This window comes from Sphingomonas sp. JC676 (assembly GCF_014489075.1).
In the GTDB taxonomy this organism is placed as follows: domain Bacteria; phylum Pseudomonadota; class Alphaproteobacteria; order Sphingomonadales; family Sphingomonadaceae; genus Sphingomonas.
This window is the reverse complement of sequence record NZ_JACTGR010000003.1, coordinates 233999-257500: the sequence shown is the minus strand read 5'-3', so window position 1 is coordinate 257500 and position 23502 is coordinate 233999. Positions and strand designations below refer to the sequence as shown.

Here is a 23502-nt window from a genome sequence, read left to right as displayed (position 1 = left end):
TTGACTGGGGCGGTCGCCTCCCAAAGAGTAACGGAGGCGCGCGAAGGTTGGCTCAGGACGGTTGGAAACCGTCTGTTAGAGTGCAATGGCATAAGCCAGCCTGACTGCGAGACTGACAAGTCGAGCAGAGACGAAAGTCGGTCATAGTGATCCGGTGGTCCCTCGTGGAAGGGCCATCGCTCAACGGATAAAAGGTACGCCGGGGATAACAGGCTGATAACCCCCAAGAGCTCATATCGACGGGGTTGTTTGGCACCTCGATGTCGGCTCATCACATCCTGGGGCTGGAGCAGGTCCCAAGGGTTTGGCTGTTCGCCAATTAAAGTGGTACGTGAGCTGGGTTCAGAACGTCGCGAGACAGTTTGGTCCCTATCTGCCGTGGGCGTCGAAATTTGAGAGGAGTTGACCCTAGTACGAGAGGACCGGGTTGAACATACCTCTGGTGTACCTGTCGTTCTGCCAAGAGCGCAGCAGGGTAGCTATGTATGGACGGGATAACCGCTGAAAGCATCTAAGCGGGAAGCCTCCCTCGAGATAAGATTTCTTAGGACGGTCGGAGACCACGACCTTGATAGATCGGATGTGGAAGCGCGGTAACGCGTGGAGCTAACCGATACTAATTGTCCTATTCGCGCTTGAGAGTCCCACCATCAATGACAGCCCTGGGCAAAACCCAGTCTGGCATGGATGGCGGATGATCATCGCAGCCCGTATTAAAGAATACCTAGAGTGCACGGTATCGATTTGAAGAAACCCTCCCAGCTACACCGGCTTCATTGCTTGGTGATCATAGCGTCTGTGACCCACCCGATCCCATCCCGAACTCGGCCGTGAAACCAGACAGCGCCGATGGTACTATCGCCTAAGCGATGGAAGAGTAGGTCGTCGCCAGGCATTGCAGCCGGTGTTGTTGGGAATGTTTCTTCGTTAAACCCATTCACATGTCAGAGCCCTATCCCCGTTGTCGCGGGGTGGAGCAGTCCGGTAGCTCGTCAGGCTCATAACCTGAAGGTCACAGGTTCAAATCCTGTCCCCGCAACCAACGCGACCAAGCAAAAAGCCCGTTCAACCCATCGGTTGGCGGGCTTTTGCTATGTCTGGCGTGCATGCTGCCGCTCGGTAAACGGTGTTGCGGCCCCATATCGAGCCTGTTGCGAGGATGCGCGGGGCGGCGGCGTCTTCGGATATGACAAGCCGTCTTCGTTGTTCGGCCGGTTTGGACGATCGCGTCACCGCGGTCGGGCGCGAGCTGGACGCCGAACTCGACGCCGCACTGCGCCAGGCCGCCGCATAACCGACCGGGGTTTCCCGCGTTCCGGCAGGTGGGGTTTGACAGGGTGGGCGGGCTCGGCTTTGGTCTGGCTTCCTTATCCAGCGAACCGCCGAAAGCATTTGATGAAGCGCATAATCCTTGCGGTGCTCGCCGTGATCCTCGTCATCGCGGGCGGCTATTTCCTTTACACGCGGCCCGGCGGGATTCCGGTCTATCGCGCGAGCGTCGTCGCGACGCTGCCGCACGACAGCGCGGCCTTTACTGAGGGGCTCTTCTTCCAGGACGGGCTGCTCTACGAAGGCACCGGCGAAGTCGGCACCTCGGGCATCCGCAAGGTCCAGCCGGAGACCGGCAAGGTGGTGCAGGAGGAGCAGCTTCCCGCCCCCTATTTCGGCGAGGGCATTGTCGCCTGGAAGGACAAGCTCTACGAAGTCACCTGGCAGGATCGCACCGGCTTCATCTACGACCTGAAGGACTTCACGCCGCGTGGCACCTTCTCCTATTCGGGCGAAGGCTGGGGCCTGACGCACAACGGCAAGGCGATCATCATGAGCGACGGCACCCCGGTGCTCCGCTTCCTCGATCCCGAGACGCTGGCGCCGATCTCAACACTCAAGGTCACCGCGAACGGATGCCCGGTGGAGAAGCTCAACGAGCTCGAATGGGTCGATGGCGAGATCTACGCGAACATCTGGGAGACCAATTTGATCGCGCGGATCGACCCGACGACCGGCGAGGTACGCGGCTTTCTCGACGTGAGCGCGCTCGGGCCCCAGGCTCGCGGCGTCGACGATGTGGCCAACGGCATCGCCTATGACGCTACGGCCAAGCGGCTGTTCGTCACCGGCAAGCGCTGGCCGCAGCTCTATCAAGTCAAGCCCGGCGAGCGCGTGGCGACATCGGAAGAGGCCGACAAGATCACCACCTGCACCCATTGAGCCAATACATTTTCAAGCCCGTCAGGCAGACCGCCTGGCGGGCTTTGTCGTGTCCGGCGCGGTTTCGGCGAGGATCCAGTCGCGGAACGCGAGCATCGCGGGGCTCGGGATACGCGATTTGAGCCAGGTCAGCCAATAGCGCCCCGTGACGACTTCGTGCGTGAACGGGCGGACCAGCGCGCCGTCCTCGATCATGCGCACCAGCATCGCCGCCGGCGCCAGTGCGACGCCCGAGCCCTGGATCGCGGCCGAGGCCATCGTCACCGAGGAATCGAATACCGGTCCCCGAAGCGGCGGCGCCGATACGCCGGCCGCGGCGAACCAGCGGGGCCATTCATCGGCGCGGTAGGAGCGCAGCAAGGTCATGCCGAGCAGGTCGCGCGGCTCGGCCAGTTCGCGCGCGATCGCCGGCGTGCAGAGCGGCGTCAACGGCGTCTCGATCAGCGCCAGGCTCTCGGTGCCATGCCAGGCACCGTCGCCGAAGCGGATCGCGAAATCCAGGCCCTCGCCGGCGATGTCGACGCGGTTGTTGTTGGTGAACAGCCGCAGGTCGATCCGCGGATGCGCAGCCCCGAAGCCGGGCAGTCTCGGAAGCAACCAGCCGGTCGCGAAGGTGCCGACCGTCGCCACCGAGAGGACCTGCGTCGCCATCCCACCGGCGATGCCCTCGACCAGCTCGGCGATGCGATCGAGGCTGTCGGCGAGCGCGGGCTGTAGCGCGAGGCCTTCGTCGGTGAGCGCCAGTCCGCGTGGCAAGCGGCGGAACAAGGTCACGCCCAATCGCGCCTCGAGCCCCTTCACCTGATGGCTGATCGCCGCCTGGGTCACGCACAGCTCGATTGCCGCGCGCGTGAACGAAAGATGCCGCGCCGAGGCTTCGAAGGCGCGCAGCGCGTGGAGCGGCAGATGGGGGCGGACCATCGCCCAGCCATAAGCTGAGCTAATGGCTCACGCCAGCTTTCGTCCTTTGTGTGCGCATGCCCGCGCGGTTTAGCTTCTGTCCGAAGACAAGGAGGCGAGGACTATGAAAATGGATCGGCGGACTTTCGCGCGCGGGCTGGCGCTAGGTGCAGGCGCGGGAATCCTTGGAATTCCGAGGGTAGCAGCGTCATCCACGGCAAACGTCACACGCGCGACACTGGTCGTGAACCTCGCTGACGGCAAGGTGCTGCATCGCTCCGGTCCCAGCGCGACGCGCTTCACGCCCTGCTCGACCTTCAAGATTCCCTTGGCCTTGATGGGCTTCGACTCCGGCATCCTGAAGGACGCGCATCATCCGGCCTGGGACTATCGGCCGGGAGTCCATCACGCCAGCCGTGAGACCGACAAGCACATGACCGATCCCACGCGCTGGGAGGCGGAGTCGGTGGTGTGGTACTCGCAGGAGTTGACGCGGCGATTGGGCGAGGCCCGATTCAAGGCCTATGTCGATCGCTTCGGCTATGGAAACCGCGACGTGCGGGGCAATCCGGGCAAGCATGACGGCCTCACCCAGGCCTGGCTGGGGTCATCGCTCGCGATCTCGCCCGACGAGCAGGTCGCGTTCCTCCGCCGCATGCTCGCGCACCGGCTCGTATCCGCACAGGCGCATGCCCAGGCCGAGGCAGTGATTCCCGGGTTCGAGGGAAGTGCTGGCTGGAGCATCCGCGGCAAGACAGGCAGCGGATGGGCGGTGGGCACCAACGCCCGGGTCGACAAGTCGCGGCCACTCGGCTGGTTCATCGGCTGGGCCGAAAAGGGCGGGCGCCGCGTGGCGTTCGCGCGACTGGCATGCGGACCGGGTCTGCTGGCCAATCCGGCCACGGGAAGGACGGTGCGCGGCGAAATGCTCGCGGAGATCGGGAAGCTGGCGGGCTAGATTGAGCCGTTGCCGGCCCGCGTTCAACGCAGGCTGGCGCGGTCTCGCTCGATGGTGATGCTGTCGAAACGGCTCAGTACGTCCTGGCCGATCAGCGAGACGCCCAGATCGTCGCTCGCCACGCCGATCTTCACGTCGGCGAAGCGCTTGCCCGCGATGCGGAGCTCCTTGACCCTGGCCTGGGTGATGCGGACATCCCCGGCGAGCGTGCGCGCGCGCCGGGACCCTTCATTACCCCGTTCGGCGAGCCCGAGCCGGGCGGCATCCGAACGCGTCAATATCGTGGTGCTCGAGCCGGTATCGATGAGGAAGCGTATCGGCGCGTCGTTGGCGCTTCCGGCGAGATAGAACATGCCATCGGCCGCGCGTTTCACAAGATGCGGTGCGCCGGCGCGGGCGGGCGGTGTGGGTGTGGTTGCCGCATGCGCCACCAGCTCGGCTTCGGAGGCTTGCAGCCAATGCTCGACACCGCCGCCCATCGCGCCGACGGCCTGCACGGCGAGGGCGGAAGACAGCAAAAGGCTAAGCGACGAAACAATGGGTAGATTCGCGAGCATGGGCCGTTGCTACGCGAACTTGCTTTACCAAGTTTTAAGACGGGATCCCCGCAATCAACCCGTGCGCCGCGCCGATCAGGCCGGCGCCGCTTCTTTCGCCACTGAGGTGCCCAGGCGACGCTTGATGCCGCGGATCCGCAGGCGCTGGGCGACCCAGAAGAGCAAGGTGATCAGCGCGCACATCCCGAGCTGCGCGGATACGGCGAGATACCGGAGCCGCGCCGAAAGCTCGCTGCGGTACAGCGCGTAATAGGGCTCGACGACATGCATCCCCGCGCCGTTCATGTACGAGATGGTGGTGCCGGGCAGGCCGTTCTTGACCAGCACGCCGAGGCGCGAGGTCGCCACGCCGTCATGCTCGAAATTCTCGAGCTCGTTCTGGCTGAGCTCGGCAAAGACGGTCACGTGCTCGCCATTCGCGAGCTTCGCGTCGATCTGGGCAAAGCTGCTGCGGACGAGCTCGCCGGGCCAGCGCATCCTGAAGAGGATCGCGCGCTTCGGCGCCTTGTCGATTTCGAGCTGGGTGAGGCCCTCACGCACCTTGAAGCGATTCTGGACGGCCGACAGCTGCTGCGGCGTACCGCCATCGGTGGGAAGATCGAGGAGCACCAGCGCGACCGACAGCAAGGCGGCGATGACGAAGACGATGACGCCGCCGATCAGCCAGCGGCCGAGCCGTTCGGCCACGCGGAGGCCCGCGGCGCGTTCCTCGATGATCTCGGGTTGCGTATGGCGACTCCGGCGGAGCTCGATCAGCTTGACGATCAGCAGCGGCAGCGCGCCGAAGACGATGGTGAGCGCGGCGACATTGCCGACCGGCATGTACCAGTCGTAATGCTCATGCTCCCATTCGGCGATCATGGCGTAGAGCCCGGTGTACCAGAAGCCCTGCCAGCAGAAATAGCAAAGCACCAGCAGCAGCCAGGCATAAGCGAGGATCTTGGCGGTGCGCAGCCATGTACGTTTACGCTCGGGTTCGAGCGCGCCGTCAGCAGTGGTGGCGGTCATGCGACGTCGCCGCCCGCATCCTCTGCTGCCACTGCGTCCAGGGCGCGGCGCCGCCAACGGATGAGGCTGCCCATCACGCCGAAGCCCAGCAGCCAAAGTGCCCAGGCGGCGGGTTCGGGGACAGGGCTGATCGGCCCGGTTGGATCGATGACCGGGGGTGTCGGGTTGGTCACCGGCGGCGTCGGGGTCGGATCGATGACCGGAGGCGTCGGCGTTGGCGTGGGATCGATCGCAGGCGTGGTCGGTGTCGGCGTAGGCTCGATCACCGGCGGCGTGGGCGTGGGGGTCGGGTTCACCGGCGGCGTGGCACTCGGCTCCGGCGTGGGAGTCGGGGAGGGGCCAGGCGTTGTGGTGGGCTCGGGTGTCGGCGATCCGGTCGGCTGCGGCGTCGGTGTCGCGTTCGGAGCGAAGCCCGAAGGGCCGGAGATCGGCGACAATTGCGACAGCAGGCCGCTGAATCCGGGGAGTCCGCCCGAGCCATTGCGCGCGCTGCTGTCGCCCGTGGCGGACGACGCGGCGGGAACCGTCGACGGTGTTCCGGCCGAAGCCAGATCGGGGCTGGTGCCCGACGATCCAGGGGTGCCTGCAACCGGCGCTGCGTCGGCCGGCGGACCGGCGACGGCGCGGGGGTGCGGATTGCCGAACGAGCGGCTGGCGGAATCAAGCAGGCGGCCGACCGGGCCGGTCGCCGGGCCCAAGCCGCCGGCAACACCCTTGGGCTCGGGCTGGACCAGAGTCGCGAACGCGCCGGCCTTGCCCTCGCCCACGGCAAGGATCGAGCGGCCGTTCAGCTGGAGTATGGCTGCGAGCACCAGGCACACTGCCAATAGCGATACCAGCAGGCGATTGCGCCTGACTTCCTGCGCTGCGATACCCATTTCTACGCGAACCCCCAGCAGGCCCGGATACCGGTGCCGCTTCGGCACGTGTACCTGCAAGACTGTTAATATTCAATGGACCAACCGTGCTCCACTTGCGACGGGTCGAGGAGAGCGCACGCCGCAACATGCCCCGATTTGGACCAAATCGAGCCGGCGCAGGCTCATTTTTGGTTAACGAAAATGCAGGGTGCACGACGATTCGGGTTACCGCGCCCGCGCGGTGACGCGCGCGATCCGGTCAATCGGGCGATATGACCCAGCCGGTGCCCGGGGCGTTGAAATCGACCACGTCGTTCAGCTCCCAGACGTTCGCATAGCCATAGCCGACCAGGTTGATGAAGGTCTGGATGTTGAGCGCGAGCGCCGCGGATTTGAGCGGCACCGGCGGACGGTGGTTCGAAAAGTTATTGTTGCAATAGATCAGGATCGGTCGGTTGCGATCGCGGCCGATCAGGTGCGCCAGCGCCTCGGCGGTGAAATCGGTGAGCGGCAGGTTGACCGCGCCCGCCAGGTGCCCGCGCGTGAACGCGTCGCCGGAGCGGGCATCGAGCACCAGGACGTCCGGTCGCGCCGCCATTGCCTTGAAGCGGTCGAAGCCGATCAGGCGCTTGGCGCGGATGGCCCGCACGTCGCGGGTGAGCGTGCTGAAGCCAGCATAGTCGATCTGCGGATTGGGGGCGGCATCGCGCTCGCCGGCAAAGGCGGGTGGGGAGACCGAGAGCAGGAGGGCGGAGAGGAGAAGACATGGGCGCATCGCAAGGCTCCATCCGTCGAAGGCGCAACGATCGGCCAATCTCGCTGCATGCGCGATGAACAGCGATTGCACGCGCTCCGCGCCGCGCTATCACCGGCGGACAATTGGGGAGGGAATGCATGGCCAGCCTGTTCCGACTGAAACAGATCGTCGCGGAGCATGAGCGCCCGCCCGAGCACCGGTTGCAGCGCACGCTTTCCTGGCCGCATCTCGTCGCGCTTGGCGTTGGCGCGATCGTCGGGACCGGCATCTTGACGTTGATCGGAGTCGGCGCGGATCGTGCGGGGCCGGCGGTGATCCTCTCCTTCGCGGTCGCCGGCGCCATCTGCGCGTGCGCCGCGCTCGCTTATGCCGAGATGGCGACGATGATCCCGGCATCAGGCAGCGCCTATACCTATAGCTATGCGGTGCTGGGCGAGATCGTCGCCTGGGTGGTGGGGTGGAGCCTGCTCGCCGAATATACTTTGGTGGTGGCGACGGTGGCGGTCGGCTGGTCGGGCTATGCCAATGGCTTCCTGATGGGGCTGGGCGTGCACCTGGATCCCGCACTGACGCACGGACCGGTGATGGCGGCAGGCAAGATCGTCTCCTGGGGCGTGAACGTGCCGGCGATGTTCATCGTCGCGCTGGTTGCAGGGCTGCTCTGCGTCGGCACCCGCGAGAGCGCCAATATCAACGCGCTGCTGGTGGTCGTGAAGATGGTCGCGCTCGCCGTGTTCGTCGTGGTCGCCTTGCCCTATTTCAACGCGGCGAATCTCGAGCCCTTCGCGCCGTTCGGCTTCGCCAAGCATATGAGCGGCGACGGCGTCGAGCGCGGCGTGATGGCGGCGGCGGCGATCATCTTCTTCGCATTCTACGGGTTCGATGCGATCTCGACCGCGGCGGAGGAAGCCAAGAACCCCGGCCGCGATCTGGCGATCGGCATCGTCGGATCGATGGTGGTGTGCGTCGCGATCTACATGATCGTCGCGGTCACGGCGATCGGCGCACTTTCCTATACGCGCTTCGCGGACAGCCCCGAACCGCTCGCGCTGATCCTGCGTGAGATCGGCCAGCCGGGCACCGCGACCTTTCTGGCGGCGACCGCGGTGATAGCGCTGCCGACGGTGATTCTGGCGTTCCTCTATGGCCAGAGCCGCATCTTCTTCGTGATGGCGCGCGATCGGATGCTGCCGGCGAGTCTCGCCCGAGTGTCGTCGCGCGGAACACCGGTCAGGATCACCATCTTCACCGCGGCCGTCGTCACCTTCTTCGCCGCTTTCTTCCCGATCGACCAGATCGCCGCGCTCGCCAATGCGGGCACGCTGACCGCGTTCGCGGCGGTGGGCATCTGCATGCTGGTGATGCGCGTCCGCGCGCCTGACGCCGTGCGTCCCTTCCGCACCCCGGCGGCGTGGCTGGTCGGGCTCGGGGCGGCGTTCGGCTGCTTCTATCTGTTCCTCAGCCTGCCCCATCAGACGCAGATCCTGTTCGGCGTCTGGAACCTGTTGGGGCTGGGCCTCTACTTCGCCTATGCGCGGCGAAACGTGGAAAGGGCGAGTGCATGAGTGGTTGGACGATCGGGATCATCGGCGGGTCCGGACTGTATGATGTCGAGGGTATCGAGGATGGCGACTGGGTGGACGTGTCGAGCCCCTGGGGTGCGCCATCGGACCAGTGCTTTGTAGGCCGGGTCGGTCATGTGAAGGTCGTGTTCCTGCCGCGCCACGGGCGTGGGCACCGGATCAGCCCGTCGGATCTCAACGTTCGCGCCAATATCGATGTGCTCAAGCGGCTGGGCGTGACCGACCTGCTCGCGGTGTCCTCGGTCGGCAGTCTGGTCGAGGATCGGCCGCCCGGCAGCTTCACCATCGCCGACCAGTTCATCGACCGCACCAAGGGACGCCCGTCGAGCTTCTTCGGCGAAGGCATGGTCGCGCACGTCTCGATGGCTGACCCGGTCTGCCCCCGGCTTTCCGCATTGGCGGCGGACGCTGCGAAGGCGGCGGGCGCGCAGACCGATGTCGGCGGCACTTATCTGGCGATGGAGGGGCCGCAATTCTCGACCCGCGCGGAAAGCTACCTCTATCGCAGCTGGGGCTGCCACATCATCGGTATGACCGGCATGCCCGAGGCCAAGCTCGCCCGCGAGGCCGAGCTTCCCTATGCGCTGGTCGGCATGGTCACCGATTATGACTGCTGGCGCGAAGGCGAGGAGGCGGTCGATGTAGCACAAGTGATCGCGCAGCTTTCCGCCAATGCCGAGAAGGCGCGGGCGATGGTGATGCACCTACTGCGCGCCTTGCCCGAAGAGCGGCCGGCGACGCCGATCGACACTTGCCTGGACTATGCGCTGATCACCGCCCCGCACGTCCGCGATCCCCAATTGCTGGCCAAGCTCGACGCCGTCGCCGGCCGCGCCCTCAACAAGTAAGGAAGACCATGTCTAAGTGGATGCCGCTGACCGCGATTGCGTTCGCCTGCACCGCCGTTGCCGTCGCGGTCGCTGCGCAGACGGTGCCGGGCGGAGACTATTCGCAGGATACCGCCTGGCACAACCGCCAGATGCTGGCGCTGGCGAGCCTGAAACCGAGCGACGGCTGGCGCTCGCTGCAAGGCGGGCTACGCTGGCGCCGTGTCAAGGGCACCGGATCGGGCAAGCACCCGACACTCGCCGACGAGGTGACGCTGCATTATGCCGGGCGCCTGGTCGACGGCACCGAGTTCGACAGCTCCTATGGCGGCGATCCGGTGACCTTTCCTCTGGGCCGGTTGATCGAGGCCTGGCAGATCGCCGTGCCGCTGATGGGCGTGGGCGATACGGTGGAGATCGCGGTCCCGGCCGATCTCGGCTACGGCCCGCGCGGCAAGGGGCCGATTCCGGGCGATGCCACCTTGCTGTTCAAGATCGAGCTGCTGGGGATCGTCGACGCCAAATAGCGCGTGGGCTCCCTGGCTCGGGATGGTAGCCGGTTCCTAGACCGTGTCCTGCCGAGCTTGAATCGCGCTCCTGCGAAAGCAGAGTCCATAGTTGCCAGCGGAATCACTTGTGATCCTGGGCTCCTGCCTTCGCAGGAGCACGGGCCGCTTCCGGTACGCCTGAAACGAGAACGGCCCCGCTCCCTGGGGAGCGGGGCCGTCCTTCAGGCTCTTGTCGAAGCGATCAGGCGTAGCTGACCGTCGAACGGCGGGTGCGGTAGCGCATCGCGCCGCCGAGCGCGCCGAAGCCGAGGATCATCATCATCCAACTCGATGCTTCCGGAACCGCGGCCGCATAAACCTGCGCGGTGGTGAAGTTGTAGTTCGGATTGGCGAGCACATCGACGTTGACGTTCCAGCCGATCGCGTCGAGCAGACCGAGGTCGTTCGCCGTGATGCTGTCGACCAGGCCGCTGCAGATGTACGGGTTCATGATGCCGACGAAGTTCGCGCAGCCGCCCGGAGCCTTCCAGTGGGAAGCCTGCCAGCCGTCCCCCTGGTTGGAACCGGTCGACCAGTAGGAGTCGCCGAGGAACGCCGACGCGCCGCCGTCGATCGAGAAATAGGACGGAGTGTTGAAGTTCCAGTTCAGCTGGCCGGCCGCGCTGTAGCGGAACAGGTCCGCCGAATAGCCCCACCAATAGCTGTCGACCGGGAAACCGCCCTGACCGGAGACATAGTCGAAATCCTCGACGCCGCTCAGGAAGCCGAGTGCATGGCCCATCTCGTGGATCGCCACGCCGATGAAGTCATACTGACCGGCACTGATGCCGTCGCTCGGATCGAAATCGAATGCGAAGGTGTTCGAGAACTGGATGTTCGCATCGGTGCCGGCGACATCGCCCGTCAGCGCCTGCCAGACCGAGCTGGCGACCGCGATCGTGTTGCTGATCGGCTGGCCGTCCGGAGCGACGCGCGTTCCGGTGGTGGCGACACCGGTGTGGGCGGCGGGATTCTTATAGGCGGGAACGATCGGCGCCAGGCTGCCGGTAGCGCTGAGCGGCTCGAGATGGGCGATTGCCTGTGCATCCAGCGCGCTGACGCCGTTCGCGACCAGAGCGTCATAATAGTCCTGGACCGGAACATAGGTATACAGGCTGGTGCTGGTGCCGCCGAGAATGCCCGGTCCGAGAGCCGAGAAGCCGACGTCGAAATCGATCGTCACGTTGTTGGTGAGAACGCTTTCCCAATAGCTGGCAGCAATACGGAAACCCGCTTCTGCGGGCGAACCGGCCACACCACCAATATCGTGCAGCACGATATGGGTCTGCGCCGATGCAGGAGCCGCAGCAAATGCCATAGTTCCGGCCGCAGCAGCACTGCATAGCAGTGCCTTCATTCGATTGTTCATCTTAAACCCCCTCTTTGGTTTGACGATGGAACGTCGAGACTCACCAGTAAGATTTACGGTGTGTTAACCAGAGTGCTTGACGGGGCTTATTGTCGTCAAGGACATTTCGGCACCGCACCAAAGCTTTGGTGGGGCTTCTCAGGGGATTTGTATCGTAGCGGGACTCGGTCACCGTCGGTACGTGTCTGGGTGATTTCCGCTGCGCTGCGAAAGATTTCAGAGCAGCCGCAGAACGGCTTCCATCGAAGGATTATTGCTTCGAGTCGCTGCCGGGGCGCCGCCATGGCGCCCCGGCGCAACGTGTCAGGCGGCGAGCTTGCGCAGCACGTAGTGCAGGATGCCGCCGTTCAGGAAATATTCCAGTTCGTTGACGGTATCGATCCGGCAGCGGGTCTGGAAAGTCTCGGTCGTGCCATCGGCGCGGGTCAGCGTGACTTCCACGTCCTGCCGCGGGCGGATCTTCGCCACGTCGGTGATCGTGAAGGTCTCCGAGCCGTCAAGCTTGAGCGTCTCGCGCGTCACGCCCTCGGCGAACTGGAGTGGCAGGATGCCCATGCCGACCAGGTTCGAGCGGTGGATGCGCTCGAAGCTCTCGGTGATGACCGCCCTAACCCCCAGAAGATTGGTGCCTTTTGCCGCCCAGTCGCGCGACGAGCCGGTGCCATATTCCTTGCCCGCAATGACGACGAGCGGGGTGCCGTCGGCCTTGTGGCGCATCGCGGCGTCGTAGATCGGCATCACCTGGTCGTGATATTTGGTCATGCCGCCTTCAACGCCGGGGACCATCTCGTTTTTAATGCGTATATTGGCAAAAGTGCCGCGCATCATAATTTCATGGTTGCCCCGGCGGGCGCCGTAGGAATTGAAATCCCTTTTGCTAACCTGATGGTTTTGCAGGAAAGTTCCGGCCGGCGAGTCCGCTTTTATGCTGCCTGCCGGGGAGATGTGATCGGTGGTGATGGAATCGCCGAGGATGGCTAGGGGCTTGGCTTCGATGATGTCCTGGACCGGGGCGGGGGTCATCGACATTCCCTCGAAATACGGGGGGTTGGCGATGTAGGTGCTGCCGGCGCGCCACTTATAGGTGTCCGAGCCCTCGACGGTGATCCCGCGCCAGTGATCGTCGCCGGCATAGACGTTGGCGTAGCGCGCGCGGAACATGCGGTCGTCGATGTTTGCGGCCATCAGATCGGCGATCTCGAGATTCGAGGGCCAGATGTCCTTGAGGAACACCGGGCCGTCGGTCCCCTCGCCGATCGGCGTCTCGTACATGTCCTCGGTCACCGTGCCCTTGAGCGCATAGGCGACCACCAAGGGCGGCGAGGCGAGGAAGTTGGCGCGCACGTCCGGCGAGACGCGGCCCTCGAAGTTGCGGTTGCCCGAGAGCACTGAGGCCGCGACGATGTCGTTGCCGTTGATCGCCTGGCTGATCGGCTCGGCGAGCGGACCCGAATTGCCGATGCAGGTCGTGCAACCATAGCCGACCAGATTGAACCCGATCGCGTCGAGATCCTCGGACAGGCCGGCCTTGTTGAGATAGTCGGTGACGACCTGCGAGCCCGGCGCGAGCGAGGTCTTCACCCAGGGCTTGCGGTTGAGGCCGAGCGCCCGCGCCTTGCGCGCCACCAGGCCCGCGGCGATCAGGACCGAGGGGTTCGAGGTGTTGGTGCAGCTGGTGATCGCGGCGATGACGACGTCGCCGTCGCCAATGTCATGATCGGCGCCCTCGACCGCGGCGCGCGCGGGGCGCTCCTTGTGATAGATTTTGAGCAGATCGGCGTTGAACACCTCGTCGACGCTGTCGAGGCTGACCCGGTCCTGCGGGCGCTTCGGGCCGGCGAGCGACGGGCGCACCGACGACATATCGAGCTCGAGCGTGTCGGTGAAGATCGGCTCGGGGGCGGTGACGTCGTGCCACATGCCCTGCGCCTTGGCATAGGCCTCGACCAAAGCGATCGTCTCGTCGGGGCGGCCGGTGAGCCGCATATATTCCATCGTGCGCTCGTCGATCGGGAAGAAGCCGCAGGTCGCGCCATATTCGGGCGCCATGTTGGCGATCGTCGCGCGGTCCGCGAGCGTCATCGCCGGCAGGCCCGAGCCATAGAATTCGACGAAGCGGCCGACCACGCCCTTGGCGCGCAGCATCTGGGTGACGGTGAGCACGAGATCGGTGGCGGTGATGCCCTCGGCCAGCGCGCCGGTGAGCTTGAAGCCGACGACCTCGGGGATCAGCATCGACACCGGCTGGCCGAGCATCGCGGCCTCCGCCTCGATCCCGCCGACGCCCCAGCCGAGCACGCCGAGGCCGTTGACCATCGTGGTGTGGCTGTCGGTGCCGACGAGCGTATCCGGATAGGCGATGTTCTCGCCGGCCGGGTCCTTCGACGACCAGACCGAGTGGGCGATATATTCGAGGTTGACCTGGTGGCAGATGCCGGTGCCCGGCGGGACCACCTGGAAATTGTCGAGCGCCTTCGATCCCCACTTCAGGAACTCGTAGCGCTCCAGATTGCGCTCATATTCGAGCTCGACGTTCTGTCCGAACGACTTGGGCGTGCCGAACTCGTCGACCATCACCGAGTGATCGATGACGAGATGGACGGGAACCTGCGGATTGATCTTGGCGGGATCGCCGCCGAGCTTGGTGATCGCGTCGCGCATCGCGGCGAGATCGACCACGCAGGGAACGCCGGTGAAGTCCTGCATCAGCACGCGGGCCGGGCGATACTGGATCTCGCGGTTCGAGCGCGCGTCCTTCTGCCAGTCGACGATCGCCTGGGCATCGTCCTTGGTCACGGTCACGCCGTCCTCGAAGCGGAGCATGTTCTCGAGCAGCACCTTCATCGAGAAGGGCAGGCGGGAGATGTCGCCGAGCTTCTTCGCCGCCTTGGGGAGCGAATAGAAGCCATAGGTGGCGGTGCCGACGGTGAGCGTGTCGCGAGTGCCGAGGCTATCGTTGCCGATTGCGGTCATGGGGCGCGGGTCCTTCTGTCTGTCCGTCCCGGGGCGCGCGGGGGACGCGGCTCGTGAAGGGCCGCGCGGGCGCACCGGGGTGCTGCGAATGCGAGATTCGTGGTGGCCTTAGCGCGGTGTGGGGGGGAGGGGAAGGGGAGTGAGCGAAGCTATTGTGGCTCCGGGTCCCGGCGTTCGCCGGGGTGACGGAAGAGAGGCGAAATCACCGGTTCGCGCGCGACATGGTTTTGCCCCACTATCGCCCGATCCGGCGAGGTTTATAGAAGCCCGCGCGCCCCGCGATTCCGCGCGGCGCCAGTTCCGGGGTTTTCAGACCTTTCCCGATGCAGTCCACGACGTCCCTTTCTTTGCCGGACCGATTTCGCTCGACCTTCCGGCGGCGGGGCGCAGCGTTCGTCCTCGCGCTGATCGTCGAGCTGCTGATCGCATTGCTGCTGCTCGGGCTGATCCCGACGATTAGCCCCAAGGAAAAGTCCAAGCCGGTGGTGTTCGGGATCAGCACCAATGAAGGCAACGAGCCCGCGGCGAAGCAGCAGGCCAAGGCGAAAGCCAAGGCGGCCAAGGCCGACAAGCCCGAGCCGCAGCCCCAGCCGCCCAAGCCCGAGATCGTCCCCCCGCCGCCGGTGCCCCAGGCCAAGCAGCCGCCGAGCTTCCTGGTGCTGACCCGCGAGGATTATGCCACGGGCGACATCGCCAAGGTGCGATCGAGCGCGCCCTCGACAGCGACGGCGGACGCGGGCGATGCGGCGGCTGGCGGATCGGAAGGCCTGGGCGATAGCGAGAAAGCAGGCAAGGGGCCGCATGGCGAGCAGCTGTACGCGGCGGAATGGTATCGCCGGCCGACCGATGCAGAGATCTCCCCCTATATCTCCGAACGCGCGCGCGGCGTGGAAGGCTGGGGCGAGATCGCGTGCCGCACGGTAGCGCGCTACCGGGTGGAGGATTGCCAGGAGCTCGGCGATTATCCGCGCGGATCGGGCTATGCCGGATCGGTGCGCCAGGCGGCGTTCCAGTTCCTGGTCAAGCCGCCGCGGGTGAACGGCAAGCTGCTGGTCGGGACCTGGGTGCGGATACGGATCACCTATACCGAGCGCGGCCGGGTGGAGTGAGGCGGTGGCCGGGCACCGGCCCCGACGCTTTGCGCCGTGCGTAAGACATGGTAACTTCAGCATTAATCGGGCGCGACCAATAATCATCCATTGATTGAGGGGACCGACAATGCTCAGGAAATCCCTGCTTCTCGCCGCCTGCCTCGTGCCCCTTTCCGCACAGGCGCAGGTGGTGACGCGGACATTCGACCTGCTCGGCACCGACTTCCAGGTCTATTCCGGAGCGCCGTCGCCGCTCGTCGCCGATCCGGTGCTCCTGAACTTCACGCTTGCGCTGGACCCGGGCATCGCGCCGGCCGGGCCGTCGACCGCAGGGCTGGTGATCAACAGCTTCAACCTGCCCTATGCGCTGGCCTGGTCGCTCAGCAGTAACGGCACGCTGATCATCGCGACCAATGGAACGCCCGGTTCCTGCGCAGCCGACCCGAACAGCTTCTGCGCCATCATTCGCGACGCCTTCACCGACGAACCCGCGTTGTTTTTCCTCGAACTGTCCGACGCCAACGGAGGCTGGTTCGCGCAGACGCGAAGCGTCGGCGTCAGCGATGCCGCCGTGCCCGAGCCGGCGAGCTGGGGAATGCTGGTGGTCGGGTTTGGCGCGATCGGCGGGGCGATGCGGTATCGGCGGAGGCGGATGGCGGTCGCTTTTGGGTGAGCTAGGCTAGCCGCCGCGGGTGAACGGCAAGCTGCTGGTGGGGGCGTGGTGCGGATACGGATCACGTATACGCAGCGGGGTCCGGTGGAGTGAGGCTCACGTCGGATACAACTAGCTGGCGACTAACCGTACGAGCGAGCGACCTCCATCTCTCCATTGCAGCATCGCTTGGGCCAATTCTCTTTCGGCATTAGATGTCCCGTCAACCTTCAGGGTACCGATAAAGCCGTCAAGAAAACGAGATTGTCTAGATTTTTGATCTCTTCTCAAAAGTTTCAGATCGTATAATTCGCTCAGAACACATGAGAACACGCCGGCACTAAGCATGATTTTAACAACGCTATTTCTTCTTGCTTTTCCTTTAACCTCCCTGTCGAAATAATATTGCAACATATCAAGCGATCTAAAAATGTCATGATCCATATGACTACGGTTGAGTCGCGCCGGTGCAACACTAATTTCTATCTTATCGCCGTTCGCAATAGGCGCTATTAATTCATCAATAATACCAATAATCTGATATGGTTCGCGATCGCCGTATATTTTTCCTAATATTTCTTCTCCGAGTGCCACGAAAATATTGATAAGAATTGGGGAAGAGCCGGCATAGCGCCATTCAGGTACGTCTGTGATTAGGAAATTCGGCCCGTGGGCTCGGAGCAAATCAACAGCGTGCTCTCCGTAGGTGTAAAAATATCGCGCCGCCTCTTCCCGAGACGCGACAGCTCGGGCCAGCGCTGCACGCTCTTCGCGAGCGCGTAAGCCCGTTAGGGCTTCGTAGCTAGGTGTAATACTACCCGCGCGAAAGCCGACCCTACTTAAAAATACATTCGCCGTCGGGTTAACGCCGTATCCAAGTAAGAGCACACCGAAAGAGCGATCTGAGGCGTCGCGAGATAGTAGGTTATTGGTAGCGAATTCCTCAATGACCGAAATGCATATTTCGCGCTTCCTTCGCGCGTACGTCAAAAGTATCTCGATGACATTTAAGGAGCTTCTCCTAGCCCTGCTCGGAGAGCTGCCGAGTTTTTGTACGATTTCGCGAATAAACGTTCGATAAACCTGCTCGGGCAAGGATAGATACTCTGTCGATCGCGCGATAAAGGTAAGAAAATTAATCTGCTCCTCATCCGATCTGGGGTGTGACCGAAGCCGCTCCAATAGGTCATGTGACGCTTTAAGAGATTGGGGGCCGCTGGTCGTCCCAATCTGAAGAGACAAGTGTGACACAACATCCCATTCTGCAGCGATAATTTTCGAGTATAGCCTATCGATAAGGCCGGATATGCCGTCGCTTTCGGTCCATATTCTAAGTGCTACAAAATACTCCAGAAATGTTCTGTGGGTAAATTTATATATTGCTGGACCAATATCGCACATCACCCAGGCGCGACCTGTTATGAACTCAACCAGCGAGCGGGCGGCAGCTACAGCCCTTGGCTTATCTGAATACCAAGCGAAGAAAAAGTCCTGCATATTTTTTGTAAGCCATTCTTGAGATACACCGTCTTCGGCGTCACTATCGCCGAAGATACTCAGAGCCAGATATCCGAAAAGATCCATAAGCTCGAAATCGTCGGGATGCTCAAAGATAATATCTCGCCTCTGATCCCAACGAGTAAACAATAGATTGGCGCACGCTTTATATATCTCTGGCCTGCTATCGGGCACATCCCCACGTTCTAGGAAAATATGAACCATAAGGCCAAGTAGAAGTGGGTTAACCCGTAGATCTGCAGCACTAGAAACGGTTTGCTTCATAAAATTAGCGGCAGACATCTTTGCTTCATCGCGTGGTATCGAAGCTACCACTTTAATCAACTTTTCGGCAAATGAGTTTACCTCAGATCTATTAAATCTAGACAAATAATAGTGATTATACTCTTCGTTGAGCGGGGCATCTCTATAGCCAACGATTCTTGATGTGACGAGAGATGCGCAAGAAGGGTAGTGAGAAGAGAATCTTTCTATTATGGAGACTATTTCACGGCGTTTCGATACATTCAGTATTTCGTCGAGGCCATCGAAAAGCACGAAGCATGAACCAGTGGCTAGCAAATATTTTACAAGGAAACTTGTCAGGTGATCATCATCATCTAATGATGATTTAAGTTCGTCGACTAAATAATCTATCAAAGAGTATGAGCAATCTTGTGACCACCGCTTTTCAAAGGTTCGTACGGCTATTTTCAACGGCATTCTTAATTGAGACTTGTCAAATAATTTAGAGGCGTCATATGACGCCGCGAGAGTGATTGCGCGAGCCATGTCAAAGCAAAGGCTTTGAACCAATGTTGATTTACCCCCTCCGGGATCTCCGAGTACGACAGTGGTCGATGAGATACGGATAACATCTACCAGGGCATCTCCACGTCCCCGCTCCTCTAACTCGACGGGCGCAGGCGCCGGTTGCTCGTCAATAAGTCTGGGTGATATTATAACTGTTTTGATGTTGACTCGCCGCAAGCCACGCTGGGTTTCTATAGAAATCTCTTTGTGCATTTGCTCAATCGATCTCGCTAACTTCAAACGAGCGACATGAATCTCATCGTGGGAATACTTCTGAACTCCGAGCTTGAGGTCATGAACAACGAGCTCTAATCGCTCGAGCGTGGCGGTAGTTTGCGCATTCTGACCAGTTAACAACTCGGCTAACGCGGGATCTTTTGTCGATTGCTGTATTCTATAGTCTATAGCCGTTTTTAGCGCTTTGAAGCACGCTTCTGCTTCGAAGGGAAGGCCGTCGAAAGTGGAGTAAACTACAAGAAATTGCGCGAAAGCCGCGTCTGTAGCCCTCGCCGCAACGAGGGATCTATACAGTTCCTGTAGCACGGATGTGCGGCGTAACTCTTTCAGGAAATCATCCACCGTTGTTGTAAATACACCCTTTACACCTCCCAAAACCCGAACAACATCATCGACAGCTCTATCGATTTTGGATTCGCTCTCAGTGGAGTTGTTTTTTTCACCTTGTTCCAAAGCTTGTATGATAGCGCTTCTTCGCTGATTAAAGGCCTTTAGCGCATGCGCGGGAGCTCGAATTCCCTCGTATATAGCCGAAGACAGCAACCCCGTGACGATCTCGCTACCTGGTAAGGGCATGTTACCTCCGAATAAAGTATCAATACGTAAATGAAACGTGGCTTCGACGCAAATTGCCTCGGCGTATTGTTGTTTCGGATAGTCACCCTTTCCCCTCTTCCAATGTAGGATTTCGCCCGATAGCTGATCTGCTCCTTTTGGGCGGGGGCGAGTCGTGGCGGGATCGAGGGGGCGGGGGCGCTGGTCGGCGGCGGTGCGGGAGGCTTTCCTGGTATCGCTCTCCCGGAATGGCGGCGTGCGGGGTAGCTGCGCCGCGGTGGGGATGACGGTCGCCTCGGTCTATCAGCTTCGCCGCCGCGATGCCGAGTTCGCCGCCGCCTGGGACGCGGCGCTCGAGTGGGCGCGGGCCGCGCGGGCGGCTCGGCAGAGCGCGCTGGTACTGCGCAATCCTTCGCTTCCCGATCACCGCATCCGACACGACGGCTGGACCGAGGCGCGGCAGAAGGTCTTCCTGCGCGCGCTGGGCGAGACGGGGTGCGTGCGCGACGCCTGTGGGCGGGCGGCGATCTCCTCGACTTCGGCCTATCGGTTGCGCAAGGCCCAGCCGGGCTTCGCCAGGGCGTGGGAGCGCGCGATCGCCAAGGCGGCGCCGACGATCGGGCAGGCCGCGTTCGAGCGCGCGGTACATGGCTGGGACGAAGTGGTGACGCGCGAGGGGCGCGAGCTTTCGCGGCGGCGGCGCTATTCGGACTCGCTGCTGCGCCTGCTGGTCCAGCGCGGCGACCTGGACGCGCCACGCGCGAAGGCGGCCGAGGCGGAAGCCTGGGAGCGGCCGGCGGCGCGGACGACTGCGCGCAACCGGGGCCCGGTGCGGCGGATAGCGACCGAGGAAGAGACCAACGCGGTGCTGCTCAAGCGGCTCGCCATATTGGAGCCACAGGTTCAGGCGAAACAGGACAAAGAGCATGCGGCGCGCTGCGCGGCGCAGTGGGACGCGTGGCGGGCTGGCTGGGCGAAATGGGGAGGCAGGGACGCGGCGGCGCGGCCGCAATTGCTGCTGGCGGGGCCCGAGCGTCCCTAATTCCGCCGCCTTTCGGGCGGATAAGGCGTGCGGTGGAACGGCACCATATCGGGACACACGGCACAATGGGCCCGAACGGGTTCATCGTGCGTTCATTGCGCCAGGACCCCATATCGGAAACAGGGGGGCTCGTCGCATTGTGCCATTTGGGGACTATCTAAAGTCGACCAAATTCCATAATGGGCCGGAAACCAAAGTCTTGGGGTAAGTATTTGGTGTACGTGGCAGCAGATTTTCAGGGGGCGATCGGACGCCAGCCATATGGCCGGACCCTATCGACCGGAAAATCGCGCTCGAAGCACATGGCGCGCCGTCTCGCCGGACTGGTTCTACTGGGATCGATGCTGGTCACGACCTCCGCGGGCGTGGCGCTGCCGCCGATCACCGCCGCGATCGACCTGCTTGCGATGATCGCCGCGCGCTCGCCCGGCGTGCGGGAAGCAGGCGTGCTGAGCAACAAGAAGGCGCGGGTGCCGCTGGAGGCGCCGGGCGAGAAATCGAGCCTGTGGAAGCCCGAGGCGCCGATCCCCGATGCCGTGCCGCTGCCGCCCGATGCGGGCGCCGTGCCCGGCGCCGTCCCCGATGCCAGCGCGCTGGGCGGACCGGAAGCCGTGGGCGGCACCGATCATTTCGGGTCGGAAGAGAGTTTCATCGGCGGCCCTCCCGGCGGCGGGGGATTCCCGATTGGGGGCGGGCCGTTCGGCTTCGCTCCGCCAGGCGGAACCCCGGGCAATCCGGGCGGTGGCGGCGGTTCGCCGCCGGGCGGCGGTGGTGGCACGACACCGCCCGGAAACCCGCCGGTGACGCCGGTGCCCGAGCCGGGCGCCTGGATCCTGATGCTGGCGAGCTTCGCGCTGATGGGGGCGCGGCTGCGCCTGCGACCCCGGCGAAAATCAACGATGCGGTGCGCCTGAGCCGAACGGCCGCCACGGCGCTGGCCGGGCTCGGAATTGCGCTCGTGCTGGCGGTGGGGGTTTACGCCGCGCTGCGCGGACGTGCCGCGCCGCTTCCGCTCGTCGCCGAGCCGGCCGCGCCCAAGGGGCCGCGCGTGGTGTTTCCGGAAGGGCGCCTGCCCCAGCTCACGCTCGCCGACGGCACCAGCCGGGCGGTGAAGAGTCTGCTCAACGTGCCGGCGCGGATGACCTATGGCCAGTTCGTGTGGAACGACCGGGACGTGCCGGCGGGCGCGGTCTGGGTGCGGGTCGATCTCGGCAGGCAGATGCTCTCGGTGTTCCGCGGCGGGCAGGAGATCGGGACCAGCGTGATCCTCTATGGCGCCGACGAGAAGCAGACGCCTGTGGGCAATTTCCCGATCCTCGCGAAGAACGCGCATCACCGCTCGAGCAGCTATGACGCCGAGATGCCCTATACGCTGCGGCTGACGCCCGACGGGGTCGCGATCCACGGCAGCGACGTACGCGAGGGCGCGGCGACACATGGCTGTATCGGCGTGCCGCTCACCTTTGCCGAGCATCTGTTCGCGAGCGTGCGGACCGGGGATCTGGTGACGATCCTGCCCTAGCGGGCGGTGGCGGAGGTGCGGAAGGCCGGCCCGTTGCTCGCCAGCGCATCCGATACCGAGCGGCCGTTGATCGTGCGGCTCATGTCGACGACGCACATATGGCCGTAGCGCTGGTGCGCGCCACAGCCCACGCCGGCGTAGCGGACCTCGATATTGAACAGCAAGGCACGGTGGGCGCGGTCGCGGACGCCGTCGTCGACGATCAGCTGGCGGACGACCGCATCGGCATCGCTGTAGCCGTAGGAGATGTCCTCGCCGACATAGATGTCGCCGCCGCGGCGGCGGACGCGCTCGCCGGGCGAGGCGCCGTCGGGCGAGACATGGCCCCGGCCGCCGATCGGGCCCAGCGCAGCGACATGGTCCTGCGCGGCGAGCTCGAGCAGGGCGCCGCGGCCGAGCGGAGGGAGTGGCGCCTGGCGCTCGAGAAAGCCGATCGCCTCGTCGACGGCGGCGGTGCCCTCGCGGGTCGTCACGCCGTTGGCGTCACCGGGCAGGTACAGCGTGCTGCCGACGAAATAGCGGCGATAGTCGCGCAACTGCTCGGCATATTCGCGCGGATGCTGGCGGACGAAGTTGATCCGCGCGAGCACATCGTCTTCGAGGGAAGGCGGCCCGTCGCTCGCGGCGGTCAGCAACGCCCAGCAACCGGCGAGCGTCATGAAGGCCAAGCGACGGACCGGAGTCATGGGTGATACGCCCCCAAAACACGACTGCGTCAGTGCAGCCTTGGGGAATATCTTGGCAGTTTCTTCCTAATTGCCGGGGAAGGAGCGTAGTTACTATGGAAGTAACCACGCTACTCTTCGAATTCGCCGCACATAAAAAAGGAGGCCGGGCGAACCCGGCCTCCTCGTTCGGCGCGAAACCGCGTTCAGGCCTTGGCGAGAACGACCGTGCGGCGGCGGACCGCCATGCCGGCCAGGCCGAAGCCGCCGATCAGCATGCCCCAGGCCGCCGGCTCGGGAACCGCGTTCGACACGAACACGCCCTGACCGCCATAAGAACCGTTGCCGCGCGAGATGCCGTTGATGATCAGCTCGTTCTGCACGCCCGCGACGATCGGCACGGCATTGGCGAACACGACTTCGTTGAGCGCGCCGGTGATGCCGGTGAGCTGGACGCCGTTCAGGAACACCGAGGTCAGGTCGAGATCGCCCACGCCGTGGAACAGCACCGCGCTGGTCGTGACCGAGCCGCTCGCCGAACCGCTGACCGGCAGCGTGAACTGATAGATGTGCTGGAACATGCCCGCGACGATGCCCGACTGGCCGAAACTCGCCGAGATCGTGCCGCCGGGCCCGAACGACGTGTTGATGTCGGCGGGGCCGAAATAGGTCTGGGCATTCGCCGGGGTGAAGGCGAGGATCGCCGCTGCACCGAGTGCGAGCGCGAGAAGCTTGCGTGTGATCAAAGAGGCCTCCGTGACAAACTGCGTGTCAAATTGCTGCAGTGTCCGGCGTTAACGCCTGGAATCGCGGCAAGTGTCACGAAAATCATGCGCCCGACCGGTGCCATTTCGGGACAGGTGGCAATGGAGCGAAA

At 63.5% G+C, this 23502-nt stretch carries 20 protein-coding genes, 1 tRNA gene and 2 rRNA genes (1 of these 23 running past the window's edge); 13 read left to right on the top strand and 10 right to left on the bottom strand.

Features of this window, described 5'->3' with window-relative positions:
- From IAG41_RS11825 to IAG41_RS11810, 4 genes are all read left to right on the top strand, one after another.
- Positions 1-640, top strand: a 23S ribosomal RNA gene (locus IAG41_RS11825); it begins 2153 nt to the left of the window's first position.
- 139 nt (positions 641-779) lie between these two features.
- A 5S ribosomal RNA gene (rrf, locus tag IAG41_RS11820) occupies positions 780-894 on the top strand.
- 71 nt (positions 895-965) lie between these two features.
- Positions 966-1042, top strand: a tRNA-Met gene (locus IAG41_RS11815).
- A gap of 353 nt (positions 1043-1395) precedes the next feature.
- On the top strand, positions 1396-2211 hold the full coding sequence (locus tag IAG41_RS11810; protein WP_187728841.1) for a glutaminyl-peptide cyclotransferase: 816 nt from the start codon (positions 1396-1398) through the stop codon (positions 2209-2211).
- Between the two features lie 21 nt (positions 2212-2232).
- On the opposite strand, the gene IAG41_RS11805 is transcribed toward IAG41_RS11810, so the two are convergent.
- On the bottom strand, positions 2233-3132 hold the full coding sequence (locus IAG41_RS11805) for a LysR family transcriptional regulator (protein ID WP_187728840.1): 900 nt from the start codon (positions 3130-3132) through the stop codon (positions 2233-2235).
- Positions 3133-3355: 223 nt separating this feature from the next.
- Here IAG41_RS11805 and blaOXA point away from each other — a divergent pair, with 223 nt between their 5' ends.
- Entirely contained in the window at positions 3356-4069 is a 714-nt protein-coding gene (gene blaOXA / locus IAG41_RS11800) for a class D beta-lactamase (protein WP_222950665.1), read from the top strand.
- Positions 4070-4092: 23 nt separating this feature from the next.
- Here the strand turns inward: blaOXA and IAG41_RS11795 are convergent, their stop codons facing one another.
- From IAG41_RS11795 to IAG41_RS11780, 4 genes are all read right to left on the bottom strand, one after another.
- Positions 4093-4587, bottom strand: coding sequence for a TIGR02281 family clan AA aspartic protease (locus IAG41_RS11795; protein WP_187728838.1), 495 nt, complete (start codon positions 4585-4587; stop codon positions 4093-4095).
- Positions 4588-4701: 114 nt separating this feature from the next.
- A complete protein-coding gene (locus IAG41_RS11790; protein ID WP_187728837.1) occupies positions 4702-5634 on the bottom strand; it encodes a hypothetical protein in 933 nt (310 codons plus the stop codon).
- Positions 5631-6512 carry a PEP-CTERM sorting domain-containing protein gene (locus tag IAG41_RS11785; RefSeq protein ID WP_187728836.1) on the bottom strand — a complete coding sequence of 294 codons (882 nt, stop codon included), beginning with the start codon at positions 6510-6512 and terminating at the stop codon, positions 5631-5633. The genes IAG41_RS11790 and IAG41_RS11785 overlap by 4 nt, the downstream gene beginning before the upstream one ends.
- A gap of 241 nt (positions 6513-6753) precedes the next feature.
- Entirely contained in the window at positions 6754-7269 is a 516-nt protein-coding gene (locus IAG41_RS11780; protein WP_187728835.1) for a rhodanese-like domain-containing protein, read from the bottom strand.
- A 119-nt stretch (positions 7270-7388) separates the two neighbouring features.
- Between IAG41_RS11780 and IAG41_RS11775 the strand changes: the two genes are divergently transcribed.
- Genes IAG41_RS11775 through IAG41_RS11765 form a run of 3 tightly spaced genes read left to right on the top strand, consistent with a single transcriptional unit; the run spans position 7389 to position 10188 of the window.
- On the top strand, positions 7389-8816 hold the full coding sequence (locus IAG41_RS11775; protein ID WP_187728834.1) for an amino acid permease: 1428 nt from the start codon (positions 7389-7391) through the stop codon (positions 8814-8816).
- A complete protein-coding gene (locus IAG41_RS11770; RefSeq protein ID WP_187728833.1) occupies positions 8813-9682 on the top strand; it encodes an S-methyl-5'-thioadenosine phosphorylase in 870 nt (289 codons plus the stop codon). Before IAG41_RS11775 ends, IAG41_RS11770 begins: the two co-directional genes overlap by 4 nt.
- Positions 9683-9690: 8 nt before the next feature.
- Positions 9691-10188, top strand: a complete 498-nt coding sequence (locus tag IAG41_RS11765) for an FKBP-type peptidyl-prolyl cis-trans isomerase (protein ID WP_187728832.1) — start codon at positions 9691-9693, stop codon at positions 10186-10188.
- A 223-nt stretch (positions 10189-10411) separates the two neighbouring features.
- Here IAG41_RS11765 and IAG41_RS11760 read toward each other — a convergent pair whose 3' ends face one another.
- Both IAG41_RS11760 and acnA read right to left on the bottom strand, forming a co-directional pair.
- Entirely contained in the window at positions 10412-11578 is a 1167-nt protein-coding gene (locus IAG41_RS11760; protein ID WP_262408628.1) for an NF038122 family metalloprotease, read from the bottom strand.
- Positions 11579-11881: 303 nt separating this feature from the next.
- Entirely contained in the window at positions 11882-14551 is a 2670-nt protein-coding gene (gene acnA / locus IAG41_RS11755; RefSeq protein WP_187728831.1) for an aconitate hydratase AcnA, read from the bottom strand.
- A 347-nt stretch (positions 14552-14898) separates the two neighbouring features.
- Between acnA and IAG41_RS11750 the strand changes: the two genes are divergently transcribed.
- Positions 14899-15660, top strand: coding sequence for a hypothetical protein (locus IAG41_RS11750; protein WP_262408627.1), 762 nt, complete (start codon positions 14899-14901; stop codon positions 15658-15660).
- Positions 15661-15769: 109 nt separating this feature from the next.
- Positions 15770-16315, top strand: coding sequence for a PEPxxWA-CTERM sorting domain-containing protein (locus IAG41_RS11745; protein WP_187728829.1), 546 nt, complete (start codon positions 15770-15772; stop codon positions 16313-16315).
- A 111-nt stretch (positions 16316-16426) separates the two neighbouring features.
- Here the strand turns inward: IAG41_RS11745 and IAG41_RS11740 are convergent, their stop codons facing one another.
- Complete coding sequence (locus tag IAG41_RS11740) at positions 16427-19417, bottom strand: NACHT domain-containing protein (protein WP_187728828.1); 2991 nt, start codon at positions 19415-19417, stop codon at positions 16427-16429.
- 235 nt (positions 19418-19652) lie between these two features.
- Here IAG41_RS11740 and IAG41_RS11735 point away from each other — a divergent pair, with 235 nt between their 5' ends.
- The 3 genes from IAG41_RS11735 to IAG41_RS23195 all read left to right on the top strand — a co-directional run bounded on the left by IAG41_RS11735 (position 19653) and on the right by IAG41_RS23195 (position 21960).
- Positions 19653-20438: a hypothetical protein gene (locus IAG41_RS11735; RefSeq protein WP_187728827.1), complete on the top strand. Its 786-nt coding sequence runs from the start codon at positions 19653-19655 to the stop codon at positions 20436-20438.
- Between the two features lie 302 nt (positions 20439-20740).
- Entirely contained in the window at positions 20741-21352 is a 612-nt protein-coding gene (locus IAG41_RS11730; RefSeq protein ID WP_187728826.1) for a PEP-CTERM sorting domain-containing protein, read from the top strand.
- The gene (locus IAG41_RS23195; RefSeq protein ID WP_316251145.1) at positions 21343-21960 is read left to right on the top strand and encodes a L,D-transpeptidase; all 618 of its coding nucleotides are present in this window, start codon (positions 21343-21345) and stop codon (positions 21958-21960) included. The genes IAG41_RS11730 and IAG41_RS23195 overlap by 10 nt, the downstream gene beginning before the upstream one ends.
- Here the strand turns inward: IAG41_RS23195 and IAG41_RS11720 are convergent.
- Both IAG41_RS11720 and IAG41_RS11715 read right to left on the bottom strand, forming a co-directional pair.
- Positions 21957-22646: a CAP domain-containing protein gene (locus tag IAG41_RS11720; protein ID WP_262408626.1), complete on the bottom strand. Its 690-nt coding sequence runs from the start codon at positions 22644-22646 to the stop codon at positions 21957-21959. The two genes, IAG41_RS23195 and IAG41_RS11720, sit on opposite strands and share 4 nt — an antisense overlap.
- A 185-nt stretch (positions 22647-22831) precedes the next feature.
- Positions 22832-23368, bottom strand: coding sequence for an FxDxF family PEP-CTERM protein (locus IAG41_RS11715; protein ID WP_187729135.1), 537 nt, complete (start codon positions 23366-23368; stop codon positions 22832-22834).
- Positions 23369-23502 lie beyond the last annotated feature (134 nt).